17 protein-coding genes are annotated in these 25,591 nt (G+C 57.2%); 12 read left to right on the forward strand and 5 right to left on the reverse strand.

Translation table 11 applies throughout. The annotated features are described in order from the left end of the window. The first annotated feature begins 238 nt into the window (after positions 1 to 238). The 4 genes from AC5S16_RS15935 to AC5S16_RS15950 all read left to right on the forward strand — a co-directional run bounded on the left by AC5S16_RS15935 (position 239) and on the right by AC5S16_RS15950 (position 7,596). Positions 239 to 1,372 carry a hypothetical protein gene (locus AC5S16_RS15935; protein WP_493931083.1) on the forward strand — a complete coding sequence of 378 codons (1,134 nt, stop codon included), beginning with the start codon at positions 239 to 241 and terminating at the stop codon, positions 1,370 to 1,372. Positions 1,373 to 1,485: 113 nt separating this feature from the next. Next, on the forward strand, positions 1,486 to 4,509 hold the full coding sequence (locus AC5S16_RS15940; protein ID WP_493931084.1) for a TonB-dependent receptor: 3,024 nt from the start codon (positions 1,486 to 1,488) through the stop codon (positions 4,507 to 4,509). A gap of 258 nt (positions 4,510 to 4,767) precedes the next feature. Next, positions 4,768 to 6,465, forward strand: coding sequence for a nitrite/sulfite reductase (locus tag AC5S16_RS15945; protein ID WP_493931085.1), 1,698 nt, complete (start codon positions 4,768 to 4,770; stop codon positions 6,463 to 6,465). Between the two features lie 510 nt (positions 6,466 to 6,975). Further along, entirely contained in the window at positions 6,976 to 7,596 is a 621-nt protein-coding gene (locus AC5S16_RS15950; RefSeq protein ID WP_493931086.1) for a precorrin-2 dehydrogenase/sirohydrochlorin ferrochelatase family protein, read from the forward strand. Here the strand turns inward: AC5S16_RS15950 and AC5S16_RS15955 are convergent. The 3 genes from AC5S16_RS15955 to treZ form a co-directional block, all read right to left on the reverse strand. Beyond that, complete coding sequence (locus AC5S16_RS15955; RefSeq protein WP_493931087.1) at positions 7,584 to 7,949, reverse strand: DUF1634 domain-containing protein; 366 nt, start codon at positions 7,947 to 7,949, stop codon at positions 7,584 to 7,586. The two genes, AC5S16_RS15950 and AC5S16_RS15955, sit on opposite strands and share 13 nt — an antisense overlap. Then, positions 7,946 to 8,779, reverse strand: coding sequence for a sulfite exporter TauE/SafE family protein (locus AC5S16_RS15960; protein ID WP_493931088.1), 834 nt, complete (start codon positions 8,777 to 8,779; stop codon positions 7,946 to 7,948). The genes AC5S16_RS15955 and AC5S16_RS15960 overlap by 4 nt, the downstream gene beginning before the upstream one ends. 105 nt (positions 8,780 to 8,884) lie before the next feature. Further along, positions 8,885 to 10,630 (reverse strand): malto-oligosyltrehalose trehalohydrolase, encoded by a 1,746-nt coding sequence (gene treZ, locus AC5S16_RS15965; protein WP_493931089.1) that lies wholly within the window; start codon positions 10,628 to 10,630, stop codon positions 8,885 to 8,887. A 53-nt stretch (positions 10,631 to 10,683) separates the two neighbouring features. Here treZ and AC5S16_RS15970 point away from each other — a divergent pair, with 53 nt between their 5' ends. The 7 genes from AC5S16_RS15970 (at position 10,684) to AC5S16_RS16000 (ending at position 19,019) form a co-directional block, all read left to right on the forward strand. After that, entirely contained in the window at positions 10,684 to 11,562 is an 879-nt protein-coding gene (locus AC5S16_RS15970) for a DUF72 domain-containing protein (RefSeq protein WP_493931090.1), read from the forward strand. Positions 11,563 to 11,649: 87 nt separating this feature from the next. Further along, positions 11,650 to 12,165: a helix-turn-helix domain-containing protein gene (locus tag AC5S16_RS15975; RefSeq protein WP_493931091.1), complete on the forward strand. Its 516-nt coding sequence runs from the start codon at positions 11,650 to 11,652 to the stop codon at positions 12,163 to 12,165. Further along, on the forward strand, positions 12,162 to 12,737 hold the full coding sequence (locus tag AC5S16_RS15980; protein WP_493931092.1) for an NfeD C-terminal domain-containing protein: 576 nt from the start codon (positions 12,162 to 12,164) through the stop codon (positions 12,735 to 12,737). Before AC5S16_RS15975 ends, AC5S16_RS15980 begins: the two co-directional genes overlap by 4 nt. Positions 12,738 to 12,800: 63 nt before the next feature. After that, positions 12,801 to 14,225, forward strand: coding sequence for a flotillin family protein (locus AC5S16_RS15985; protein WP_493931093.1), 1,425 nt, complete (start codon positions 12,801 to 12,803; stop codon positions 14,223 to 14,225). A 57-nt stretch (positions 14,226 to 14,282) separates the two neighbouring features. Beyond that, positions 14,283 to 14,951, forward strand: a complete 669-nt coding sequence (locus tag AC5S16_RS15990; protein ID WP_493931094.1) for a PspA/IM30 family protein — start codon at positions 14,283 to 14,285, stop codon at positions 14,949 to 14,951. Positions 14,952 to 14,995: 44 nt separating this feature from the next. Beyond that, positions 14,996 to 16,462, forward strand: a complete 1,467-nt coding sequence (locus tag AC5S16_RS15995) for an RNB domain-containing ribonuclease (protein ID WP_493931095.1) — start codon at positions 14,996 to 14,998, stop codon at positions 16,460 to 16,462. A 1-nt stretch (position 16,463) separates the two neighbouring features. Beyond that, on the forward strand, positions 16,464 to 19,019 hold the full coding sequence (locus AC5S16_RS16000; RefSeq protein ID WP_493931096.1) for an AMP-binding protein: 2,556 nt from the start codon (positions 16,464 to 16,466) through the stop codon (positions 19,017 to 19,019). A 409-nt stretch (positions 19,020 to 19,428) separates the two neighbouring features. Here the strand turns inward: AC5S16_RS16000 and AC5S16_RS16005 are convergent, their stop codons facing one another. Beyond that, on the reverse strand, positions 19,429 to 22,821 hold the full coding sequence (locus tag AC5S16_RS16005; RefSeq protein WP_493931097.1) for an outer membrane beta-barrel protein: 3,393 nt from the start codon (positions 22,819 to 22,821) through the stop codon (positions 19,429 to 19,431). Between the two features lie 423 nt (positions 22,822 to 23,244). Between AC5S16_RS16005 and AC5S16_RS16010 the strand changes: the two genes are divergently transcribed. Then, the gene (locus AC5S16_RS16010; protein ID WP_493931098.1) at positions 23,245 to 24,399 is read left to right on the forward strand and encodes an acyltransferase family protein; all 1,155 of its coding nucleotides are present in this window, start codon (positions 23,245 to 23,247) and stop codon (positions 24,397 to 24,399) included. Positions 24,400 to 24,408: 9 nt separating this feature from the next. Here the strand turns inward: AC5S16_RS16010 and AC5S16_RS16015 are convergent, their stop codons facing one another. Continuing rightward, a complete protein-coding gene (locus AC5S16_RS16015) occupies positions 24,409 to 25,569 on the reverse strand; it encodes an acetate/propionate family kinase (protein ID WP_493931099.1) in 1,161 nt (386 codons plus the stop codon). Between the last annotated feature and the right edge of the window lie 22 nt (positions 25,570 to 25,591).

The raw sequence follows: 25,591 nt of genomic DNA on the forward strand, positions 1-25,591 counted from the left end.
GCGTTTATTGTCTCATGATAGAGATGCGGAATGCATTTGCAGGGCAAAGCGAGGTGGCTCTGATAAGTGGGTGTAAGCTGGTGATCTTTATGGAATCAAGAAGATAGGCTCTCGGAAACAAGGCAGATTTCGAGACTCAGATTTATACCATTTTCCTGAGACTTTCCTGTAAAAATTCCCGTCTTTACTGATAACCCACTGGTAAGATCCTCGCTAAATAGAAGAAAATAAAGCCTACATGCGACTTGCACGAACAGTTTTCGCACTCACTTTGTCCGCTTCTGCGGCGATCGCTTACAACCTTCCGGCGATGGCCGCACAGGCAGCCGCATCGACCGCCCGTCTGCTCGGAACAGTAACATCTGTCAGCGGCGACACCATCACGCTGAAGTCTGATGCCGGTGTGGTGTCCACCATTTCTGTCAGCGATGCGACGCGCATCGTGCGTACTGCGCCGGGGCAGAAGGATCTGAGCAGCGCGACCGTTATCCATCTGCAGGATCTCGCTGTAGGTGACCGCGTGTTGGTTCGGGCAACTCCCGGTTCAGCTGAGAACACGTATTCCGCCCAGGCCGTGATCGCGATGAAGCAGAGCGACATCGCACAGAAGCAGCAGCAGGAGAGCGAAGGCTGGCGGCGCGGGGTCGGCGGTCTGGTGAAGTCAGTCGACACATCGGGCGGAGGGATCGTAGTTGCATCGGGTTCGCGCACGGTTATGATTCACACTACGCCTAAGACCGTCGTCCGTCGTTACGCGCAGGACTCGGTCAAATTCGACGACGCAAAGATGTCTACGCTCGATCAGATCAAGCCTGGAGATCAGCTGCGCGCGCGGGGCGAGCGCACCCCTGACGGAACCGGTCTGGTGGCGGACGAAATCGTAGCGGGAACCTTCCGCAATATTGCAGCGACAGTCGTTGCCGCGAATCCCGGAGCGCAGACAGTCACCGTAACCGACCTGGCTACCAAGAAACCGGTGACGATTCACTTCACTCAGGATTCGCAGTTGCACAAGCTTGCTCCCGAGATGGCCCAGATGATCGCGGTGCGCCTCAAAGGCAATGGCCCGCAAGGTGACGCGCAGGCAGGAGCGAATGGTCCCGAAGGTGGACGTGGGAATGGAGGCGGCGGGGGAGGCGGTATGCAGCAGGTTCTGCAGCGCGCGCCCGTCATCCAGGTCGCCGATCTGCATAAAGGCGATGCCGTAATGGTGGTAGCGACAGAAGGCTCGGCTGACAGCGCCACAGCCATCACGCTGCTCGCCGGAGTAGAGCCCATGCTCCAGGCCTCCACGAAGGGAAGCCAGAGCCTGTTTTCTTCTTCCTGGAGCCTCGGTGGCGGAGGCGATGCAGCAGCAGCCTCACAGCAATAGAAAGTTTTTTGACTGCCAATCGATCGTGTGCGCAGAAAGCCTTTACCGCACGGACGGCCACAGGTATCGAAACGCACGAGCAGTTTATTTTTTATCGATCTCTTGGAGATTTTGTGAAGCAGAGATTTTTTATACATTTCTTTTCTATCTTTCTGGGTTTGCTATGGACTGCGGGGTGCCTCATCCCTGCGCACGGACAGGCAGGCAAAGGCGGCGTACGCGGGCAGGTGACTGATCCGAGTGGCGCTGTGATTCCGAACGCTGCTGTCAGCCTTACCACTCCCGACGGACATACAGTTGCCACCGTCACTTCGAATGCCAATGGCTCCTACCAGGTAAACAATCTTTCTCCCGGAACCTATATCGTCATTGCGACTGCGCAGGGCTTTGCGCCTTCGAACTCGAAGGCCGTCTCCGTTACTACCGGACAGGCCAAGCAATTCGACATCTCCATGCAGATCCAAATGGAGCAGCAGCAGGTACAGGTGCAGGCCGAAGGCATGAATGTTGACACCAGCCCGGACAGCAACGCCAACGCGATCGTCATCAAGGGCAAGGACCTCGATGCGCTCTCGGATGATCCTGACGAATTATCGAATGAGTTGCAGGCGCTGGCCGGTCCCTCGGCCGGCCCCAATGGCGGGCAGATTTACATTGACGGCTTCACCGGCGGCCAGCTTCCTCCGAAATCCTCCATCCGCGAAATCCGCGTGAACCAGAATCCGTTCTCCGCACAATATGATCGCCTCGGCTACGGACGTATTGAGATTCTCACCAAGCCGGGAACCGACAAGCTGCACGGCAGCATCAATGCCCGCGGCACCGATTCCAGTTTCGATGCAGCCAACCCGGTCCTGAACTCGAACCTGCAGCCCGGTCAGCCGAAGATTCCGTTTCCCGACTACTACACTTATTTTCTCGACGGCAACGTCGGCGGGTCGCTTTCCAAAAGCACATCGTTTAACGTGAGCGTCTTCGGCCGGAACATTCACAATGTGAATGTTGTCGATGCTGTCGATCCCGTAGCAACGACCGATGCCAGCAACCCGATTTACCTCAATACGACGGTAAACAGCCCAAGCACGCGCATCGATATCAGTCCCCGCTTCGACATTCAACTCGGCGAGAGCGATACTCTTACGGCACGCTATCACTTCACGCGCGGCACCCAGTCCAACGCGGGCATTGGAACATTCAATCTTCCTTCGGTTGGATACAACACGCACAGCATTGAGAATGAGATTCAGCTGAGCAACAGCTGGGTTATGGGCCCCAAAGTCGTGAACGACATGCGCTTTGCGTACAATCGCTCACGCACCCTGGAGTCGCCGTTCTCAACCGATCCAACCATCTCCGTGGCGAGTGCCTTTACCACCGGAGGCAGCAACACCGGAACTGTTCGCGATAATCAGGACTACTACGAACTGCAGGATTACTTCACTGCATCGGCAGGGAACCACGCGCTCAACTTCGGTGCAAGGCTCCGGGCCACGCGCGATGCCAATTACAGCAATGCCGGCACCAATGGGAAATATACTTATCAGTCATTGCCAGCCTACATTAGTGACAAGGGCAACAATCCGCCCATCAACTATCAGAAATACCAGTACACCGTTGTCAACAATAACCAGTACACACAGCGCGCCATGCTCTTTGACGCCGCTCTCTTTTATCAGGATGACTGGAAGATAAATCCGCGCCTCACCTTCAGCTATGGGCTTCGCTGGGAGGCGCAGAACTACATCCACGACATCAACGATTGGGCGCCGCGTCTTTCTTTGGCCTATGCTCTTGACGGCGGCGGCCAGCGCCAGGCGAAGACCGTTCTGCGCGCAGGCTATGGATTCTTCTACCAGCGCTGGGGCGTTTCCAACTCTTTTGGCGGAGGCGGCACAACGCCTTTTGTCATCAATGCCCTCCGCAACAATGTGCCCACGCCCAGCAAGCCGACCAACCAGCAGATTGTGATTCAGACGCCTTCGGGGCAGGAAAATACTGCAGAGGGAGGCGCATCAGCAGCACCGGCCTATTATCAGCTTGACCCGCATCTGCGCGCTTCCGTCGACATGCAGGGCGCCATCGGCATCGACCGCCAGATCACAAAAAGGGCGACGATGAACGTCACCTATCTCTACACCCAGGGAGTGCACCAATATCTCACCAACAATCTCGGTGCGCCCTTCTTTGATTCGTCCAACGGCACCTATGAGAATGCAGTAAACCTGATCGTGCCCTCGGAAAACCTCTACACCTATCAATCGACCGGCTTCTACCGTCAGAGCCAGGTCATCGCCAGCGGCAATGCGCGTTTCCGGCGTTTCACCCTCTTCGGCTTCTACATGTACAACAATGCGCTGAGCAATACGGGCGGAGTCAATACGTTCCTTTCGAACGCGTATGATTCCAAGCTCGATTACGGCCGCACTACCTTCGATGTTCATAACCGCTTCGTCATCCTGGGCAATATCCAGGGACCATGGGCGACATCATTCGCTCCGTTCCTCGGCTACAACTCGGGCACGCCGTATAACATCACCATCGGCACGGACAGCATCACGCAGAACAACCAGTTCAACGCGCGGCCGACTTTCGCCGCAAGCTGCAGCGAAACCGGGGCCATTAACCCGGCCGACTACGGCATCCACGGCATGCCTTGCCTTAATACGGCTCCGGCAGGCACCAGTGAAAAGATCATCCCCTACGGCTATGGCACCGGCCCCTACAACATCAGCCTGAACCTTCGCGTGAGCAAGGTCATCGGCATCGGCCCGCGCGTTGAAGGCGGTCGCGGAGCCTCCGGAGGCGGGCCAGGCGGTGGACCTGGCGGCGGTCGTGGCGGTCGCGGAGGCGGTGGTCCCGGCTTTATCGGACTGAGCGGAAACCAGGGTGGCCCAGGTCGCATGGATGCCACAGTCCCGCGCAAATATAGCCTCACTCTCTCAGCGGCAGGGTCGAACGTGTTCAATCGCCAGAACCTTGGCACGCCCAATGGTGTGATCGGCGCTCAAACATCAGACAGTGGTGTCACTACGGTTCAACCGCTCTTCGGCAAGTCGCAGTCGCTGGCCAGCGGATTCTTCTCGCCGCCGGCAGCTGGCAACCGCACTATCTTTCTCCAGGCCTCCTTTAACTTCTAGCGGCTAGATAACAACCTCGAGAGTCCCATTCTTATCGTCGATATTCGATGAAAGTATGGGACTCAGCTTCCTTGACGCTCCCCAAGACCACCTACTAACCTAGATGGAGTGAGGTATTTCCACTCCATCCCGGTCATCTGTTGTGCCTGTTGTCACACTGTGACGGGACTGTCGAGTGAATGACCTGAACCCAAGGTTCCACTCACAAGCCCGCGCAAACTTCAATCCGCGCGGGTTTTCTATTTTTCAAAGGACACCATGACCGACACTGCTCCAGCAAAAGAAACCAAAGCCCAGAAAATGGAGCGCCTCAAGCGCGAGAAGAATCCCTGGGAAGCCTTCAATGAGGTGCGCGAGTTCGCGCGCCAGGGGCGCACGAGCGTTGTCCCTGAGTGGGCCGGGGCTTATTTCAAGTGGTGGGGCGTCTACACCCAGGGCGACGGAGTAGGCGCGGTCGGCGGCAAGGGCGGTGAAGGCCTCGCCACCGACTATTTCATGATGCGCATCGGCGTCCCCAACGGCATCGTGCGCTCCGATCAGCTGCGCGTCATCGCCGACATCACCCGCAAGCACGCGCGCAATCTCGCCGATATTACCGTGCGCCAGAACATCCAGCTGCACTGGCTCACGATTGAATCGCTGCCCGAAATCGTCGATCAGCTCAATGCCGTCGGCCTCTCGCCCAAAGGAGCCTGCGGCGATGTGGTGCGCAATGTCACCGGCTGCCCGCTTGCCGGAGTGGCCCATGACGAGATCGTCGATGCCTCTCCCATCGCCGTCGAAATCGCGCACCTGCTGACCGCCAATCCTGAGTTCTACAACCTGCCGCGCAAGTTTAAGATCTCCGTCTCCGGGTGCCCTGTCTGGTGCAATTACCCCGAGATCAATGATGTGGCCCTGACAGCTGTAAAGCGCGGCGAAGAGATCGGCTATACGCTGCGCGTCGGCGGTGGCCTCTCGAATGAACCGCATCTTGCCGTCAAGATCGATGCTTTCATCCATCCCGATCAGGCTGTCGATGTGGCGAAGCGCGTCGCCGAAATCTTCCGCGACCAGACCGTGCTGCGCGAGAGCCGCGAACGCGCACGCCTGAAATATCTGTTCACGCGTGAAGGCTGGACCGCCGAGAGCTTCCTTAAAGAGCTTGAGTCGCGTCTCGGCTACAAGCTCGATCCCGGAGTCGAAGAGCATGAGCCCGACGATGTTCTGCGTGACCACGTCGGCATCCACGCACAGAGCCAGCCGGGCCTGAGCTATGTTGGGGCTGCTGTCCTCCGCGGGCGGCTCTCTGGAGATCAGCTGGCCGCTGCCGCCGATCTTGCCGAGCGTTACGGCTCGGGCGAGCTGCGCGCCACCGTCATGCAGAACCTGCTCTTCATCAACGTGCCCACAGAAAAAGCCGGTGATCTTGCCGCAGAGCTCGGCAAAATCGGCCTGCGCGTCGAAGGCTCGACCTTCTGGCGCGGAGGCATCGCCTGCACCGGCACCGAGTTCTGCAAGCTGGCCATCTCTGAAACCAAGGGCTTTCTGCGCTGGCTCGTCGAAGAGATGGAAGAGCGCGTCCCCCAGTTTACTGAGCAGCTCAAGCTCCATGTCACAGGATGCCCCAACAGCTGCGGCCAGCACTGGATTGCCGATGTGGGTCTCGAAGGCAAGAAGATCAAGCACGAGGGAAAAATGGTTGACGCCTATTACTTCTGCGTAGGCGGAGCCGTCGGCAAACACGCCGCCATAGCGCGGCCCGTAGGCTATCGCGCGCCCGCAACCGAGGTGCCCGCTGCACTCGAGCGCCTGCTTCGCACTTATCTCGCTGAGCGGAATGCAGACGACAGCCTGCGTACATACTTCGCGCGGCATTCGGCTGATGAAATCCGCGAGCGCCTCTCGGGAGCTGCTGTTGCGGCAGTCGCGCGCGACCTGCCCACGGCTCCCGTTCCGCATGGAGTGGCTGAATGAAGCGTGGCAAAAACTCTCTGTTCTCTGTGCTCGGAGCCTGTCCTGAGCGAAGTCGAAGGATGGTGAAGAACTTTTCTTAGCTGACCCTGACGTTCTTCGCGCCTTAAGCTGTAGATTTTGCTTTTTTTAGCGCAGATTTTTTGATGTATACGCATTGTCAAGTATCCCTCAAGCCATATTGCGCTGCAAACCACTCATTACAAAAGATAAATGTCGCAACAAGCAGTGGCATGATATTTCCTCTTTTCCTGATATCCTGAGAATAGGGACAAATATAGACAGAGAAGCCCGCCTGGGATCTGGCGGGTTTTTGTCGCCAGGAATCAGGACTTTACCTGGAACACTCTTGTTTTCAATACTTTGCCGCATTGAAAACGGAAGCCACGTGTTTTCAAAGACTTAACACCTCCCCCAGGGGGGAGTATCCTTATGAGTAGTGGCTCGACAGAGGTTTGGCATTCGCAAAGAGCGGATGCGTTCGCCTGGACGGCCAGTCCCTGGAATAACCACATGAGCCTCTTTCCCATCTTCCTGAAGCTGGACGGCCGCCGATGCCTCGTCGTCGGCGCAGGGGAGATTGCTGAATCGAAGATTCAAAGCCTGCTGTCCGCAGGAGCCGACGTCAACGTCATAGCGCCGGAAGCAAAACCGGCATTAGCGGCACTGGCAAAAGAGGGCCGGTTTACATGGCAGCAGCGCGAATTTGCGCCATCCGACCTCGACGGAAAATTCCTGGTCGTAGCTGCCACCAACCGCCCGGATGTGAACGAACTTGTATACAAGGAAGCAACGAAACGCAATGTCATCTGCAATGCCGTTGACGATCCGCCGAACTGCGACTTCTACTTTCCATCCATCGTGAGCCGCGGCAATCTCCAGATCGCCATCTCCACTGCTGGAGAAAGCCCTGCTCTCGCCCAGCAGCTGCGCAAGGACATCGACCAGCAGTTGCCACAGGATTTAGGCCCGTGGCTCGAATCCCTGGGCAATCTTCGCAGAGAGGTGCTCGAAATCATGCCTGCAGGCGAACCACGCAAACTCCTCCTGCATGAACTCGCTCAACGTCAGGTTTGCGAATTAGAAGAATGTCCCTCGCGCCAGCTCGTACACGCAAATCATTACCGGCCATAAAGCAGGCTGTACACAAGCACCGCAAGCACCACAAGGCTGACCAGGACATAGAACCAGTCGCGCTCCAGTGAAAACCCGAGCGCCGCAAATACAACGCGCGCAATAGGAGTAGCGATCAGCAGCAGCAGCCCCAGCTGAATCACAGCCTGGCTGCTGCCTGAGGGCAGAGCGTGTATCACTCCGGCAGGGCTCCGCAGCGCTGGGGTGTCGCCATGAAAACTGGAGTAGTCCGGCCGCGGTCCGCGCGCCTGATGCAGGTACAGCAAGCCGCCAACGAGAACGACAAAAGCCGCCAGCGTCACCCCGATCTGGAGCAGCCGGCCCATCAACTCTTCCATCCGCTGGTCGTTCATAGCCTGCCTGTAATGCTGTTGTAGATCATCTCAAGCCCCAGCAGCACGATGACCGTAGCGAAGACAAGCCGCAGTGTTCGCACCTTCGCCTTCACCAGGATGCGCGAACCGGCGAGCGAGCCCAGCAGCACGCCCAGCATCACCGGCATGGCGAGTCCGGGAGATATGTAACCGCGGCTGAGATAAATTCCCGCGCTTGCTGCTGCCGTCACTCCGATCATGAAGTTGCTCGTTGTAGTTGAGACTTTGAAGGGCAGCCGCATGGCCTGGTCCATGGCCAGCACCTTGACCGCGCCCGAGCCGATGCCCAGCAAGCCGGAGAGCGTCCCGGCGAGAAACATCAGGCTCGCGCCTGCAGGCACATTCTGAGCAACATATGTTTCCTGCCCTTGAGGCGTGGGGTAGCTGCCCTGAAGTTTCAGCTTCAAGGCCAGGGGATTGGGCTCATGCCGCGCTCCATCCGCATGCGGCCTGAACGACGCATACGCCGAGTAAAGCAGCACCACACCGAAGACAATTCCAATTGCATGCGTAGAGACAACTGCCGTGAGATAGGCGCCGAGAAGCGCGCCCAGCGTAGTCGCTATCTCAAGAAACATGCCGATGCGCACGTTCGAGAATCCTTCGCGCACATAGGCTGCGGCTGCTCCGGAAGAGGTAGCGATGACAGAAACCAGCGATGCCCCGATAGCGTAACGGATATCGACATGAAAGATCAGTGTCAGTACAGGCACGACGACCACGCCGCCGCCAAGCCCGGTCAGCGCTCCAAGCAACCCGGCCAGAACAGAGCTAAGAAAAATCCAGGATGAAAACTCAAGCGTGCTCATCGCGAAGAATCAGGATACTCGGTTCACACCGCACGTTGTCATCCTGAGCGGAGCGAAGGATCTGCTTTTCTTTCAAACGGGCTCGGACATTTAATTGTGTAGCTGTCAGAAAGCAGTGGATTCTAAGCATTTCAGAATAGCCACGCTATCAGCGAGCACCCGAATCGCTCCATCCTCGACCTTGATGGAAGAATCCGAAGCCAGCAGAAGCTGCGTATCGGCAGCTATCCGCCGCACAAGAGGCTTTTTCCCAAGGCTCACAACGATCTCGATTGCCCCGCGATGGATGACGAGCCACTGTTCCTGTTCGCTGAACTCGACCTTCACATGCTCCAGCGATCCATCCGTTAAATCGGGCTCTGACTTGCGCAGCGTGATGAGCTTTCTGTACCACTCCAGCATCTCCGCATGCGATGGTTGCGTCTGTTCTTCCCATCGTAGCTTCGAGCGCAGAAAGGTCTCCTCGTCCTGCGGATCGGGAACATCTTCCGGTTTCCATCCGAAGGCAGCAAACTCGCGCCTGCGGCCTTCCGAAACAAGGCGGCCCAGTTCCGGCTCATGATCGGTGAAGTATTGAAAAGGAGAAGATGCGGCCCACTCCTCTCCCTGAAAGAGCATGGGAACAAACGGCGCCGTGAGCACCAGCGCCGCGGCAATCTTCGCACGGCCTGTATTCGTGATGTGGCAGAGGCGCTCGCCTTTGGCGCGGTTGCCTACTTGATCGTGGTTCTGTGAGTAGCCAAGAAAGCGCCACGCAGGCAGGCCTTCCACCGGACGGCCATGCACACGATCACGATGCGCGGAATAGATGCCGTCATAAACAAAGACCGACTTGAGCGCTTTGGCAAGATCGGCGACGGAGCCAAAATCCGCATAGTACCCGCTGCGGTCGCCGGTAAGCAGCGTAACAAGCGCGTGATGGAAATCATCGCTCCACTGCGCATCCATGCCGTAACCTCCAGCCTCAGGCGCACGCACCAGGCGCGGATCATTGAGGTCGCTCTCTGCGATCACGACATAACTCTTTCCCGTCTCTGCTTCGAGATCGCGCACTTCGCTGGAGAGCTGCTCCATAAAATGGATGGCTGAGCGGTCGTTATAAGCATGAACAGCGTCCAGGCGCAGGCCGTCGATGTGATAATCCCGCAGCCACATCAGAGCGTTGTCGCAAAAGAAGCGCCGGACTTCATGGCTGCCTGCGTCCTCGAGGTTCACCGCATCGCCCCAGGGAGTGTTGTGGAGATGCGTAAAGTACGGCGCGAACCTGGCCAGATAATTTCCTGAAGGTCCGAGATGGTTGTAGACCACATCGAGCAGCACCGCGAGTCCATGCTGATGGCACGCGTTGACGAAGCGCTTCAGCGCATCCGGCCCGCCGTAAGCTTCCTGCGGCGCAAACAGGTCGACGCCATCGTAGCCCCATCCGCGTGCGCCGGGGAAAGCTGCAACCGGCAGCAGCTCGACATGAGTGATTCCGAGATCACGCAGATAAGACAGATGCATTTGTGCCGCATCGAGCGTCCCTTCCGGAGTAAACGTGCCGATGTGCAGCTCGTAAATAATCGCGCTCGAAAGCGGCGGCGGCTGCCAGCGTTCATCGGTCCAGCGGAAGGCCGCGTGGTCGACGATGCGCGACGGCCCATGCACTCCATGCGGCTGCCACGCTGAGCGCGGGTCAGGCAGATCGGGCGCCGCGCCATCGATGACAAAAGCATAGTCAGTCCCGGTAGAAGCGCCGGCAACCTCAGCCTGCCACCAGTTGCCATCGCTCTTTTTTAAGGGATAGAGTTGCCCAGCAATTTTGACACTAAGATTTTTTGCCTTCGGCGCCCACACTCTAAATCGATGCATGCTATGTATTCTGATGCACGACAAGAGCATCTGACAGTCTGAAGGAAGCAGCGATGCATGGCAAAGTAAGAATCGGCATCTCGGGATGGACCTACGCTCCGTGGCGCGGCGTTTTCTATCCTGAAAAGCTCCCGCAAAAAAGGGAGCTGCACTTTGCCGCCACCACTTTCCCGACCATCGAAATCAACGGAACGTTCTACTCGCTGCAGCGGCCTTCATCTTATGAACACTGGGCATCCGAAACGCCTGATGACTTTGTCTTTGCTGTTAAGGGAACGCAGTTCATCACGCATCAGCGCAGACTGCGGGATATCGAAGCGCCGATGGCGAATTTTTTCGCTTCAGGATTGTTGAAGCTGGGCAGGAAACTCGGACCCATCCTTTGGCAGCTTCCGCCATCGTTCAAATTTGATCCGGAAGTGCTTGAGTCATTCCTGCGTTTGCTGCCACATGATACAGATGCCGCCGCGTCCCTGGCTGCAGAGCATGAGCGATGGATGCACGGCCGCGTCTTTATCGAATCGGCAGAAAAACTTCCCGTGCGGCATGCTCTTGAAATTCGCCACAAAAGCTTCGTCTCGCCGGATTTCATACAGCTCCTGCGCAAATACAAAATGGCCCTGGTCTGCGCCGATGCAGTCGAGTGGCCGCGTCTGATGGATGTGACTTCCGGCTTTGTGTATTGCCGCCTGCACGGATCAGAGGAGCTCTACGCCAGCGGCTACGATGATGCATCGCTCGACCAATGGGCAGAGCGTGTTGCCGCATGGGCGCGGGGCAAGGAGCCGAAGGATGCGGAGAAGGCCGATCTGGATTTCGTTCCGCAGCATGTGAAGCGAGACGTGTTCGTCTATTTCGACAACGACGCCAAGGTGCGCGCTCCGTTTGACGCACAAGGGTTGATGGAACGCGTCCACAAACTGCTCTCCTAACTCAAGACAATTCATAGGTTTCCGGTTGTCCCCCGATTTTCCTTGCGTGATATTGCAATTAGCGATATAAATATTGCGATTTGCGATATGAAGCTCGGCGAGAAAATCCGCTATCTGCGTGAAGTCGAAGGCAACCTGCGCGGCCTGAACCGGGCCATGACACAGCAGGAGCTGTTGAGGGCCATCCGCTCTGAACTGAAGACCCAGGGCGAGGCAAAGATCAGCCAGTCGTACCTTTCGCAGATTGAAAGCGGCGCGCGCCCTCACCTGACAAACACCACGCGGCAATTGCTGGCGAAGTTCTTCAAGGTGCATCCCGGCTACCTCGTGGATGATCCGGAGGGCTACCACCCGGAGCTGCTGAGCGACGCGCGCACACTCGAAGACAAGCTGGATTTATGGCTTGTCAGCGGCGCCGAACGCTTCCGTCGCGATCCCGGGCTGCGGCAGGCGCTGTTGACGCTGGCGCGGCACAAGGACACGCGGCGCTGCCTGCTGCTGCTCGAAGAGATTATTGAGACTCCCGGGCTCGTCGAGCGGCTGCTTGAAGTGCTGCGGCCTGCGCATGGAAGTGCGCGCAAGACAAAGGAGGTTCAGAAATGACGTGGGAGGGCTTCTATCTGTTCTGCTTCGCTCTGGGACTGTGTCTCAGCGCCATGGCGGTCGTAGGCGGCTTCTCGCATTTTCACATTGGCCACCTGCATCTGCATCATGCGGGCAGTGCGGGTCATACGCAGGGCAGCAGCCAGTCGATCAGCCCCGTGAACGCATTCACGCTGATGATCTTTCTCTGCTGGTTCGGAGGAAGCGGATATCTGCTGGAGCGGTACGGCGGGTTTGTCGTTCCTGTCGTGCTGGTGCTGTCAACGCTTGCCGGAATTGCCGGCGCTGCTGCGATCTTCTTCTTTATGACGCGCGTTCTTCTGCCGCACGAGCGCGTTCTGACTGCGGAAGACACAGCAACCGCGGGCATGGTGGGCAGGGTGAGCGCAGCCATCCGCGACCATGGCACGGGCGAGATTCTGTTTACGCAGAACGGCAGCCGCAAGTTCGCAGCCGCGCGCAGCGAAAATGGTCTGCCTATTCCGCGCGATACGGAAGTTGTGGTGATGCGCTACGAGCAGGGCATCGCCTGGGTACGCCGCTGGGACGAAGTTGCCGGTGATCTGAGGTAAGTCCGGCGGCGTGGATCAACGTTATTCAAACAGTTTTCCCGGTGTGAAAGGACCGGGATCACTATGACGAACACAATTATTGTCATTGTTGGATTGAGTCTTCTGGCGCTGATTGTCCTGACTGGCCTGCTGGCGAAGATGTTTCGCAAGGCCGGTCCGAATGAAGCGCTGATTGTCTATGGATTTCGCGGGCCGCGAGTCATCAAAGGGCACGGCACGGTCATCTTCCCCATGGTTGAAAGCTGTCGCGAGTTGTCGCTTGAGCTGATGTCGTTCGACGTGGCGCCACAGCAGGACCTCTACACCAAGCAGGGCGTTGCCGTCACAGTGGAAGCGGTGGCGCAGATCAAGGTGCGCTCCGATCAGGAATCGATTCTGACCGCTGCCGAGCAGTTTCTCACCAAGACGCCTCCGCAGCGCGAAGGTTTGATTCGTCTGGTAATGGAAGGCCACCTGCGCGGCATCATCGGCCAGCTCACGGTGGAGCAGATCGTCAAAGAGCCGGAGCTGGTCGCTGAACGCATGCGTTCCACCTGCGCGGATGACATGAGCAAGATGGGGCTTGAGGTCGTTTCGTTCACCATCAAGGAGGTGCGCGACAAGAACGAATACATCAGCAACATGGGTCGTCCTGATGTTGCGCGCATTCGTCGCGACGCCGACGTGGCCTCAGCGGAAGCCGAGCGCGATACGGCTATCCGCCGTGCCAACGCATTGCGCGAAGCTGCCATTGCCAAAGCGGCTGCCGACCAGGAACGCGTGATTGCTGAGACTGCGTCACTTGCAAAGCAGGCCGAAGCACAGCGCGACCTTGATATCCAGAAAGCGCAGTTTGCCGAGCAGAGCCGCAGACAGCAGGCGCAGGCAGACAAAGCCTACGAGCTGCAGACAAACGTCATGCAGCAGCAGGTCATCGCGGAGCAGGTCAAAGTCGAGCAGGTGGAAAAAGAGCAGCAGATCAAGGTGCAGGAAGCAGAAATTCTGCGCCATGAGAAAGAGCTGATCGCGACCGTGCTGAAGCAGGCGGAGGTAGAGCGTCAGCGGGTCGAGAATCTCGCTGCTGCAGAAAAAGCGCGCCTGACGGTCGAAGCGGAAGGCCGCGCCGCTGCCATCCGCGCGCAGGGCGAAGCCGAGGCTGCAGTCATCTTCCAGAAAGGCGAGGCGGAAGCGAAGGCGATGAACGTGAAGGCCGAGGCCTATCAGGATTGGAATCAGGCTGCGGTAGTCGACCGGCTCATCAGCAATATGGCAGAGGTTGTGCGCGCCATGTCTGAGCCGCTGTCGAAGGTGGATAGAATCACCGTTGTTTCCACCGGCAATGATGGCGCTGCGGGAGTCAACAAGCTCACCGGCGACATCACGAAGATTGCCGCTCAGGTGCCGGCATTGTTTGAAGCACTTTCTGGAATGGACATGCGCGAGCTGATGAACAACGTCAAGACCATGCGCTCACGTCCGAACGGAGCGGCCACTGTGGACGGCAAGTAGATGCAACCGGGCGAGGCTGCCACGGCCTCGCCTTCATTTTTAAACGAGGAGGAAGATATGGCACTCCTGGAACGCGTTGCAGCCCTGCTGCGCGCCAATGTGAATGACCTCATCGATAAAGCGGAAGATCCGGAAAAGATGCTGAAGCAGCTTGTGCTCGACATGGAGAACCAGCTTCTCCAGGTGAAGACGCAAGTAGCCATTGCTATCGCCGACCAGCATATTCTGGAAAAGAAGAAGCAGGAACACGAAGAATCGGCTGCCGAATGGCACAAGAAGGCAGAGCTCGCCGTAAACAAAGGCAAAGATGATCTTGCTCGCGGAGCGCTCGAACGCGCATTGAGCCATGAGCAGATGGCGTCCGGCTTTGCGCAGCAGATTGAAGACCAGTCTGCAGAAGCCGAGTCTTTGCGCTCTGCGTTGCGCAAGCTCGAGCAGAAGCTGGCCGAGACACGAGGCCGCTGCGAGATGCTGATCGCGCAGCACCGGCGCGCCCGCATCGTAAGCAAAGCAAACCAGGCCCGCCAGAAAGCTGAGACCGCAAATAAGGGAGCGAGCCTCGACAAGATGCGTCTCCGCGTCGTGGGAACGGAAGCAGAGAATGCTGCGGTAAAGGAACTGATGGGTGGTGATTCATTGGAAGACCGTTTCGCAGTGCTCGAACGCGAAGAGCAGATTGAAAGCCTTTTGCGCGAATTGAAAGAGCGGCGGGGAAAGACGGCCTGAATTTTGCGAAACGCGCGTGAGACCTGTACCTTTGTCTCGGGCCTATGAATCATTCTGACGGTTTTGACCTGCAGGCGGCTGCGCGGCATTCGATGGTGGATCGCGGCTTTGATGCTGGAATTTCGAAAGCTGCAAAAGATGAAGTGGCCGCGATCCAGGTGCATCCACTTTCCATAGAAGGCTTCGATGGCATGCGCGATATGCGCGACTTGCCGTGGTCATCCATCGACAACGATACGTCGCGTGATCTCGATCAGATTGAAGCGGTCGCAGAGATGAGCGATGGCGCAGTTCGCGTGCGTATCGGGATCGCTGACGTAGACGTATACGTGCCGAAAGACTCGGCTATCGATAAATTTGCTGGCAAACAGACCACGACTGTGTACTCCGGGGTCCATAACTTCTCCATGCTGCCGGATGAGTTGTCGACCGGATTGACATCTTTGCTCGAGAATGAAGACCGGCTGAGCGTTGTCTACGAGTTCGTTGTTGATGCACAGGGTTGTGTCAACTCAAGCGCCATCTATCGCGCGAGCGTAAGGAACAAGGCGCAACTGGCGTATCCATCCATTGGGGCATGGTTGATGAGCGGAGCGAACCCTCCCGCCAAGGTTGCAGCATCGGATGAAATCAAACAGCAGTTGCAGATACAAAACCGCGTAGCGCAGCTTCTGCGTGTCCAGCGCTACAGGCGTGGCGCCTTGAATCTGGAAACGATTGAGACACGTCCGTTGATGCAGGATGGCCAGCCTGTCGAGATCGAACAGCAGCAGCGGAATTTCGCCACCGACCTGATTGAGGACTTCATGATCGCCGCAAACGAGGTAGTGGCGAAGAGCCTCGAAGAGGCGCATTGCTCCTCCATCCGGCGAGTGGTGAAAACACCGAAGCGCTGGGACCGCATCGTAGAGCTGGCTTCGCAATATGGCACGAAGCTGCCGGATACGCCGGATCCCAAGGCCCTGCATGATTTCCTGTGCGAGCGCCGATCCGCCGATCCTGACCGTTTTCCTGATCTCTCTCTATCGGTTGTGAAGCTGCTGGGCTCAGGCGAATATGTGCTCGAGCGGGATGGTGAGACAGCAGAAGGTCATTTTGGACTGGCAGTGCAGGATTACACGCATTCGACCGCTCCAAACCGCCGCTATGCCGACCTGGTGACGCAGCGATTGCTCAAGGCCATGCTGGCGAAGCAGAAGTCGCCTTACTCTGACGATGAGCTGGCTGCAATTGCGCAGCAATGCACGCGGCAGGAAGACGCGGCGCGAAAAGTGGAGCGCGACATGCGGAAGCGAATCGCAGCTGTTGTCATGCGCAACCGTATAGGGCAGCAATTCGCTGCGATTATCACTGGCGTAAACGAGCATGGGACTTTTGTCAGGACCAAAGCGCCGCACGTGGAGGGCATGCTGGTGCGCGGCGCGAAGGGCGTGGATGTGGGCGACAAAATTCAAGTAACGCTGGTCCATACTGATCCTGAGCGCGGCTACATAGACTTCGCGCGGAGCTAGCATGCGGCCACATCTTGCAACGCTGGTCGAGGATTTCGCCCGGCGCGGAAATGAAATCGCCATAGTTACATATCGTGGCAACCGGCGAACGAGCGCGACGTATGCAGAAGTGGCTTCGCTGGCGCGCCGTTTTGCTTTTGAACTGAAGCAACGCGGGATTGCCACAGGCGACCGTGTCCTCATCTGGGGACAGAACAGCGCGGAGTGGGTGGCCGCATTTTTCGGCTGTGTGCTGCGCGGAGTGATGGCTGTGCCGCTCGATGCGGCAGGAAGCATCGAATTTGCGCAGCGGGTATTCCATGACACGCAGCCAAAACTGGTTGTTGGCGATTCCTCTCTTCTTTCTCAAATTCACGGTGATGCTCCGCAGCTTGTTCTTGGTGATCTGAAGGCCACGCTTCCGCAGGATGCACCTGCCGACATCGTAGAACCGACCCTCAATCTCAATACTCCGGTGCAGATTCTCTTTACTTCCGGCACTACGTTCGAGCCGAAGGGGGTGGTGCACACGCACCGCAATGTTCTGGCCAGCGTTGCCCCTATTGAGCGCGAGATGCAGAAGTATCTCCGCTACGAGCGATTCGTGCATCCGCTCCGTTTTTTGCATACGCTGCCGCTGAGCCATGTCTTCGGGCAGTTCATGGGATTGTGGCTGCCTGTCCTGCTGGGCGCGGAAGTGCATTTTGAATCGCGCCTGCAGGCGCCGCGATTGATAGAGTTGATACAGCGCGAACGCATCTCCGTGCTTGCAGCCGTGCCGCGGGTGCTTGATCTGCTGCGTTCTCATCTCCTGCTGCTGCATCCTGAGCTGACAAGCGAAATCGCAAAGGCCAAAGGGGAATCGGTCTGGAAGCGCTGGTGGCGCTTCCGCAAAATTCATCGCCTGTTCGGATTCAAATTCTGGGCTTTCGTTTGCGGGGGTGCGTCACTTCCTCCGGAGCTTGAGTCTTTTTGGAATACGCTGGGCTTTGCGCTCGTCCAGGGCTATGGCATGACGGAGACGACAGCGCTCATCACGCTGAACCATCCCTTCAAGATCGGCAAGGGTACAATCGGCAAGCCGCTTCCGGGGCGCGAGATTCGCATCTCGGATGAAGGCGAGATTTTTGTGCGCGGCGAAATGGTTTCGACGGCAACGTGGAAGAGCGGCAAGCTGCAGGAGTCTCCTGATGAATGGCTTGCGACCGGGGACCTGGCGCGCAGTGACGAGGAGGGCCGCTATCAGTTCCTCGGAAGAAAGAACCAGACCATCGTCACGTCTTCCGGGTTGAATATTCATCCCGAAGATGTGGAAGCGGTGCTCGACCGGCAGGCCGGCGTGCGTGCTTCTGTGGTTGTGCCCGTAAATCTGCCCGGCGGAACGGAAGCCATGGCTGTCCTGCTGTTTCGAGGAGCAGAACAGGACGCAGCCGAAGCCGTTCGCGCAGCAAACGCAAATCTTGTCGAATACCAGCGCATTCGCTACTGGCGATTGTGGCCTGGATTGGATTTCCCGCGCACATCGACTGGGAAGATTCAGCGAGGGAAAGTGGCGCAGTGGGCCAGTGCGCTCAGCGCAGAGAAAACTCAGGCGCAGAACGGTGCCGATGCTCTTCTGGATCTGATCGCGCGCATCACCCGCAGTCCTGCGACAAATGTATCGGATACAGCACGGCTCGATGAAGACCTGCATCTCGACAGCCTGGGCCGCGTGCAATTGCAAAGCGAGCTCGAGCAGCGCCTGGGTCTTACGCTGGATGACACGGCGCTGATGCGTATCAACACGCTGGGCGAACTGCGGCACCAGCTAGGCTTCAGCAACGGACAGGCAACGCCTTTATCTCAGGAAACTGGCGCTGTTTCTTTTCCGCAGCGTCAATCGGTGAAGTACATCTATCCACGCTGGCCATGGTCATGGCCGGTACATACTCTGCGTGCCTGTTTCATCGAGTGCATCATGCGGCCGCTGGCGCGTTTTCTTGGAGCGCCGCGCGTCGTTCGTGATCCGGAATTCCGAGCGCCACAACAACCGGTGCTGATCATCGCCAACCACATCACCGCCTACGATGCAGCGCTGGCGCTCTATGCGCTTCCGGGAAAACTTCGCAGGCATGTCGCCATTGCCATGGCCGCCAATATCCTCGATGATTTTCGCCATGCGCGCGGGCAGGATTCATGGTTACAGAATGTCCTTGCGCCTGCAGCCTATTGGCTCATCACCGCGCTGTTCAATGCCTTTCCGCTCCCGCGCACTGCGGGTTTCCGCGACAGCTTTGCGCACACCGGACAGGCGCTTGATCACGGGTACAGTGTCCTCATCTTTCCTGAAGGCACGCGCACGAAAGGGAAGCTCGAGAAATTCCGTCCAGGCATTGGGCTGCTGGTGCAGGAATCGAATGTGCCTGTGCTGCCGGTCGCGCTACTTGGTCTCGGCGAATTGAAACAGGCAGGCCGCGGCTGGTTTCGTTCAGGCAAACTGGAGGTCCACGTGGGCAAGCTCATGCGCTTTGACAAGAGCAGCGACGCGGACACAATTACAGCGCAACTGGAAATGGCACTTCGCTCGATGGTGGAGTAATGCAGGTTTCTCCGCTCTCCACCACCCAAAACGCGAACAGTGGGTTCCGGAGGCCCCGGGTTTCGTCGGGATGACAATATCCAGTGCGAGGCCCCTCCCCCCTTCCCCAGGGTGTTAAGTCTTTGAAAACGCGCGATCTTCGTTGCTAAGTGCATCAAAGTATTGAAAACAGGAAGGTTCCTCGTAAAGTCCTGATTCCAGGCAAGAAAAAACCCGTCAGTCAGACGGGTTTTCTGTCAATTTGCTCTCTATTCAGGATATCAGAAAGAGTAGAAATGTCCGCTCACTGCTCGTTGCCACAAATATCATTTGAAACCAGCGCCTTACAGAAAAATGTTACTTACGGAATCGTTGACAAGCCCCTTCAGCATTCATCACCTTCCATCACGCTGAGGGGCCCTAATTTGCACTAGAACGAAAGCCGCGCGCTTATCTGGACTTCGCGCCCGGGCGTCGTCACTTCCGTGATGGAGCCGAATCCCGCCGTATTTATAAAGCGATTCGGCGTTCCCAGGTTCGTATGGTTCAGCGCGTTAAAGAATTCTCCGCGCGTCTCGAGTTTCAATCTCTCTGTCAGGCTGAAAGCGCGCACAACAGCCAGATCCATTGTCTGCATGCCCGGGCCATAAACGGAGTTGCGTCCGGCAGTACCGAACGTATATGCCGGAGGAGTGGCAAAGGCCGCTGGATTGAACCAGGTCGTCGCATTGCGCGTTCCCGGACCGAAAACTGGCTTGCCGGTGACGTTGGCACGGATCGGGTTTTCACCCACAGCGGTGCCAGCATTCGCTGTATCGCCAAAGACGGAGATGGTCAGCGGGAACCCGGTCTGCACCTGAAAGACAGTCGAGGCGCGCCAGTTCTGCGTAACGGCCTGTGTAAACCTGTTCTGCGCCCATGCTGGAATGTCATAAACGGCGCTCAAGGCAAATCGGTGGCGCACATCGCAAGCCGGGCCTTTTTCAGCATTCAGGTCATAGTTGTTCTGCGGGACCGCCGCCTCAAACATGGGCGAACGGAAATCAGGGGCGTTGGTGAGGCTCTTGGAAAAGGTGTAGTTGGCAAGCAGGCTCAGCCCTCCGGAGTAGCGGCGGCGTACATTCACGTAGCCTGCGTCGTACCAGCTCTGTGCCGTGTTCTCAAGATAATTGATGGTGCTGACCGGAAAATTTGTGCTGGCAACAGTTACATTTGACGGAAAGACCGAATCCGGCACGAAGCTGATTCGCGGATGCGGGCGGCGCGGCTGGATCAGGCCGGGTCCGGGCTGCGCATTATTAATAAGATGTGAGCGCTGCAGGTGAAATCCGCCGGAGCCGAGATAGCCAATCTCAAGCGTAGTTTCCTTGCCCAGGGACTGCTCGACCGACGCGCTCCATTGCTGAATGTACTGCGGCGACGGATGCAGCGGCATGGCAGTAAAGCTGACCGTTACCGTTCCCAGCACCGGCTGCGGGAAATCAAACCCATTGATCGATGAAGTGAAGTTGTCGCTCTGCGCAGTCTCGGGAAATACATAGGGAACATTGTGGCGTTGATTACACCATGTATTCATGTCCACAGGGGTGTAAAAGATGCCGTAAGCCGCATGCATCACCAGCCCCATGCGCGGAACGCTCTGTGCTATTCCAAGGCGCGGAGCAAAATCAGTTTGCGGAGGGTATGTCAGCCCGCGGGGGTAGCCATTCTGGCCGCCAATGAAGACAGAAGGCACGCCGTCTTTATCAATGACGAGATTGCTGTTCGTGTACTTGATGTCTACGAGCGGGCTCATGTACTCATAGCGCAGTCCGTAATCAAGCGTGGTCGTTGATGTGATGCGCCATGTGTCCTGCGCATAGCCGTTGGCATACCATTGCCGCAGGTTCATCTGCGGAATGCCGGCTTGTCCCTGTCTTGCTACAGGAAGGCCAAGCATGAAGCTCGCCAGTCCGGAGCCGGTGCCATCGTTAGCGCCAATGTCCGTAGTAAATCCGTTGGTGAACTGGTAGAAGCCGCGGTTCTGAAAGAAGCCCCACATCGGCCAGATGAACTTCTGATACGCTCCACCAAATTTGTAGCTGTGCTTTCCACTCTGCCAGCTGAAGGTGTCGCGGCCCTCGACGATCGTGTCCCATGCGTGCATGGGGGTCGCGAGATAGTTATCTCCGAGAGGCGAATAACCCTGCACTGTGAAATAGGGTGCGCCCCATGCTCCAGGCCCGCCATAGCCTGTGCCCTGAATACCCAGCTCGCCCACAATGTCGTTCTTGTTCGCGCTTTCAGTGGTGTGGTTCATGCTGAGCCGCGAGATGGCGAGCGTTGCCATATTCAGGAATTGCGGTGAAAAGATGTGGTTCCATCCCAGGACACCCTGCTGCGCAAGATTGTCGTGATAAAACCCGAAGCCGGGAAGATTCTCAGGCATGAATCCATGCTCGCCGCCTGCGCTGTAGCGGATGAAGGCAGTATCGCCACCGTTGAAGTCATGATCGAACCGCAGAGTACCCTGGTCGGTGTAATGGACTTCATTGCGCACATCGAGATAGTTATTGGCATCATTGCCGGCGCCGACGACCGTGGGCTGGCCCATCATGGTCATCCCCGCTCCACCCATGCCCATCATCACATTAGGACGAGGCACATATTTTGCCAGCATGACTGCGGCAGCGTGATTGATGCGATCCGGCGGAATGACATTCATCATGCCGTTGTATTCAAACTGCTGGCGTGTAAATTGCGGATTGCCGGGACTGACCGGAAGGCTCGGGTTGTAATTCGGATTCGGCGTGGTCGTTGAAGGATCGTAAATATTTACGCCACTCATGCTGAAGTCGCCGTTGATTTCATCCTGTGTCGGCACTGTGTCCGTCATGGTCATGGCAGCTATGTGACGCAACGCCTCATAATTCGCAAAGAAAAATGTGTGACGGCTTTTGCCGAGAAGCGGGCCTCCGAAAGCCGCTCCGAAATTGTTCTGGACAAGGTGCTTGTTGCCTCCCATGTCGTTAAAGGAGTGTGCGTCCAATGCGTCGTTGCGCAGGTATTCATAGGCCGTTCCATGAAATGACGATGAGCCGGAGCGCGTGATGATGTTCACCTGGCCGCCGCCCGCTCCACCCATTTCCGCCGAGTAGCTGCCAATCTCAATCTGGAATTCCTGCACCGCATCGGGCGAGGCGCTCAGGTTCTGCGTGTTGAATGTGGGATCGGTGTTTGTAGCGCCGTCGAGCAGGAAATAATTCGCATTCGGGCGCGTGCCTCCGATACTCACCGCCGACCGCTGTCCCGGCCGCCAATAGAGTGCGTTCATGTCCCCAGTCTGCGCGCCATGGCTTACGTGCGCGCCTGGAACCGTGAGCATCAGGTCAACCAGCATGCGTCCGTTCAGCGGCAGCTGTTGCACCGAGCGGCGATCCACAACCTCGCCCACACTGGCATCGGTCGTCTTCAACATCTCTGCAGCGCTTGTCGCAATTACGGTCTGCGAATCTCCGCCGACCTGCAGATGAACATCGACCGCAGCTTCCTGCCCGACTTCCAGTTGCAGTCGCTGCGCTGCCTGAGAAAAGCCTGTATGCGTAGCCTGCAACTGATATTCGCCCGGGAGCAGACCGGCAGCTTCATATAAGCCGTGGTCATTGGAAGTAACGGTGCGCTTTGCTCCTGTTGCCGTCGCGGTGAATTCGATAGTTGCGCCGGGTATCGTGTGGCCCTGCTGGTCGTAAACAGCGCCGCGCACGACGGCATAGTTCACCTGTGCGTGCCCAGTAATGGAAACAGCGCAGAAAAGAAAAATGAACAACAGGGTCTTGCGTGTCATGGCACTCCTCGAAGAGGTGGTATGTATCCTTGCCTCTGTTCTGAAATTGCAGGGAAGGTTCAGGGGAACAATACTTGGCAGGTGTTGGGGTTGTCTTGCACCTCCGGGGTGACTTCAATGCCCACCTTAAGGTGGATAGTTGACTGAATTTGTGGCCAACCACTGACCGTTTCCGGGTCTCCTACTAAACAGGAAGTGAGGTTGATATGCTGGCGATTCTGGGAATCATGGGCGCAATCATCTTTGCGTGCATCCTTGCAGTTCTGTGGAGCACAGGCGCTATGAACAGCAGAGGCTTCAACCTGAGAGGCAGAGTGCACCTGAACAGGCACCGGCCTCCAGCCCCGCGAGCTACCGGGCTGAACTGAAGTCCTTTCTTATTTGCTGTTTCCGAGTTACAGTAGCGGTCATACGTACATTTTTATGATGGCCACTACTGTAACCAGCCCGTCTGCTACCGGCACTCAAACCAGGCTTGTCTCGCTTGATGTTTTGCGCGGCATCACCATTGCCTTCATGATCCTGGTGAACAACGGCAACCGCTACTCCTACTGGCCGCTGAAACACATTGAATGGAATGGCTGGACGCCGACCGACCTGGTTTTTCCGACATTTCTCTTCGTCGCTGGAATATCGCTGGTCTTCTCGTTTGAATCGCGGCTGGCGAAAGGCGTATCGAAGGCGTCCCTGATGGCTCACGCTCTGCGGCGTTCGGTAATTCTGTTTCTCCTGGGGCTTGTGGTCAACGGTTTTCCTTTTTTCCCTCTCTCGACGTTGCGTATTTATGGAGTGCTGCAGCGCTTTGCAGTTTGCCTTTTGATCGTCAGCGCGCTGCATCTGTGGAAGCGCGGCGCGACCAGCAAGATCGTCGTGCTGGTCTTTTCGCTTGTGGCCTACTGGATCATCATGCGCTGGGTCCCTGTGCCGGGCTATGGAGTGCCGACACACGACATTCCGCTGCTCGACAAGGATGCGAACTGGGTTGCTTATCTTGACCGGCATATCTTTCCCGGCAGGCTGTATGAAGGCACGCGCGACCCGGAGGGTCTGCTCAGCAATCTTCCCGCAGTGGGGACTGCGCTGCTTGGCATGCTGACGGCCATGTGGCTGCGCACGGAGAGAACGATCCGCACCAAGTTCCTGGGCATACTTGCGGCGGCGATTGCCGGTATCTTGCTGGGCAAGATATGGGGCCACTGGTTTCCCATCAACAAGAAGCTCTGGACCAGTTCTTATGTTTTGTTTGCCGCAGGATGTTCGCTGCTGGGACTGGCCATCTGTTACTGGCTCATCGAAATCAAGCAGTGGAAGCGCGGCTGGACATTTCCCTGGATTGTATTCGGATCGAATGCAATTGCTGCCTATGTATTTTCCGAGCTGCTGGCGTCGGCGCTGGGGGCAATCGCTATCACCTTCGACGGCGTGCACAAGTCACTCGGAGCTGTGATTTATACGAATGTGTTCGCACCGATTCCCGATCCATCTTTCGGCGCATTGATTTATTCGCTGGCGTTTGTGGCAGTGTGTTTCCTGCCGTGCCTGGTGCTTTACTGGAAGAAAATTTTCATCAAGATATAGAACGGCGGGTTATTTCAGTAGAGCTCTCACGTGCCGCGCAATCTGTTTCTCTTCTTCGGTGGACATGATGCGCACGACCGCGCTGCTCACATCCGCGGAAATGATTGCAGATGCCTTTGCATTGCTGCCTTCATCCAGGGCCACTCCAAGAAAAGCAAGCTGTCTGCATACATCCGCGCGTACTGCGGCATCGTGCTCGCCAATTCCTCCGGAGAAAGCAAGCAAATCGAGACCGCCGAGCACCGATGCAAACGAAGCAATGGTCTTGGCAATGGCGCGGCAGAAGATATCAATTGCCAGCCGCGCATTGCGATCGCCCGCCGAAGACGCAGCCTGCAGCTTACGCATATCATTCGTGCCGCCGAGGGCTGTCAATCCCGCATCATGGTTGAGCAGGGACTCTAACGCGTCGGTGCTGAGCTTTTCACTGCGCAGAATAAAGAGCGGCACGCCAGGGTCGAGGTCGCCGGTGCGCGTGCCCATGGGGATACCTCCAGTGGGCGTAAGCCCCATGCTGGTATCGACCGAGCGGCCCTCATAAACAGCAGCGAGGCTGGCTCCGCTGCCGAGATGGGCCAGCACAGTGCGCTGCGGGAGGTCTTTTCCCAAAGCATGAACGATCGACGCATACGACAATCCATGAAAGCCGTAGCGCCTTACGCCCTGGTGGAAATATCTTTCGGCAATCGCAAAGCGATACGCAGCCTCGGGCATGGTCTGATGAAATGCAGTGTCGAAGCAGGCAAACTGCGGCAACCCGGAATAAAGCGTATCTGTGTAGCGAATCAGAGCAACAGCGGGCGGAATGTGCAGCGGCGCGAAATGCACTGCTGCTTCGAGGGAAGCTAGAACATGATCATCGATCTTTATGTGTGAGACCAGCTTGGGACCGCCATGCACAAAACGATGGCCGATGGCTGCCGGCGCAGGAAGCGCAAGCGACTCCAATGTTTTTGCAATGTGGGCCAGCGCCTCCTTCTGCGAAGGAAAGCGATGCTGATCGCTGTAGACTGTCTTTCCGTGTTTATCCTTGATATCGAGCTTGCCAAGGTCGCTGCCGATTGCATCCGCATTGCCAATCGCCAGCATCTGCTCGTCTCCGCTTCGATCGACGAAGAGCCCGAACTTGAGTGAAGACGAGCCGCTGTTGATGGCAAGAATCGGTTTCATAAGCAGTCCGTTCATGATCTTC

The organism is Acidobacterium sp. FHG110202_01, from assembly GCF_059115305.1.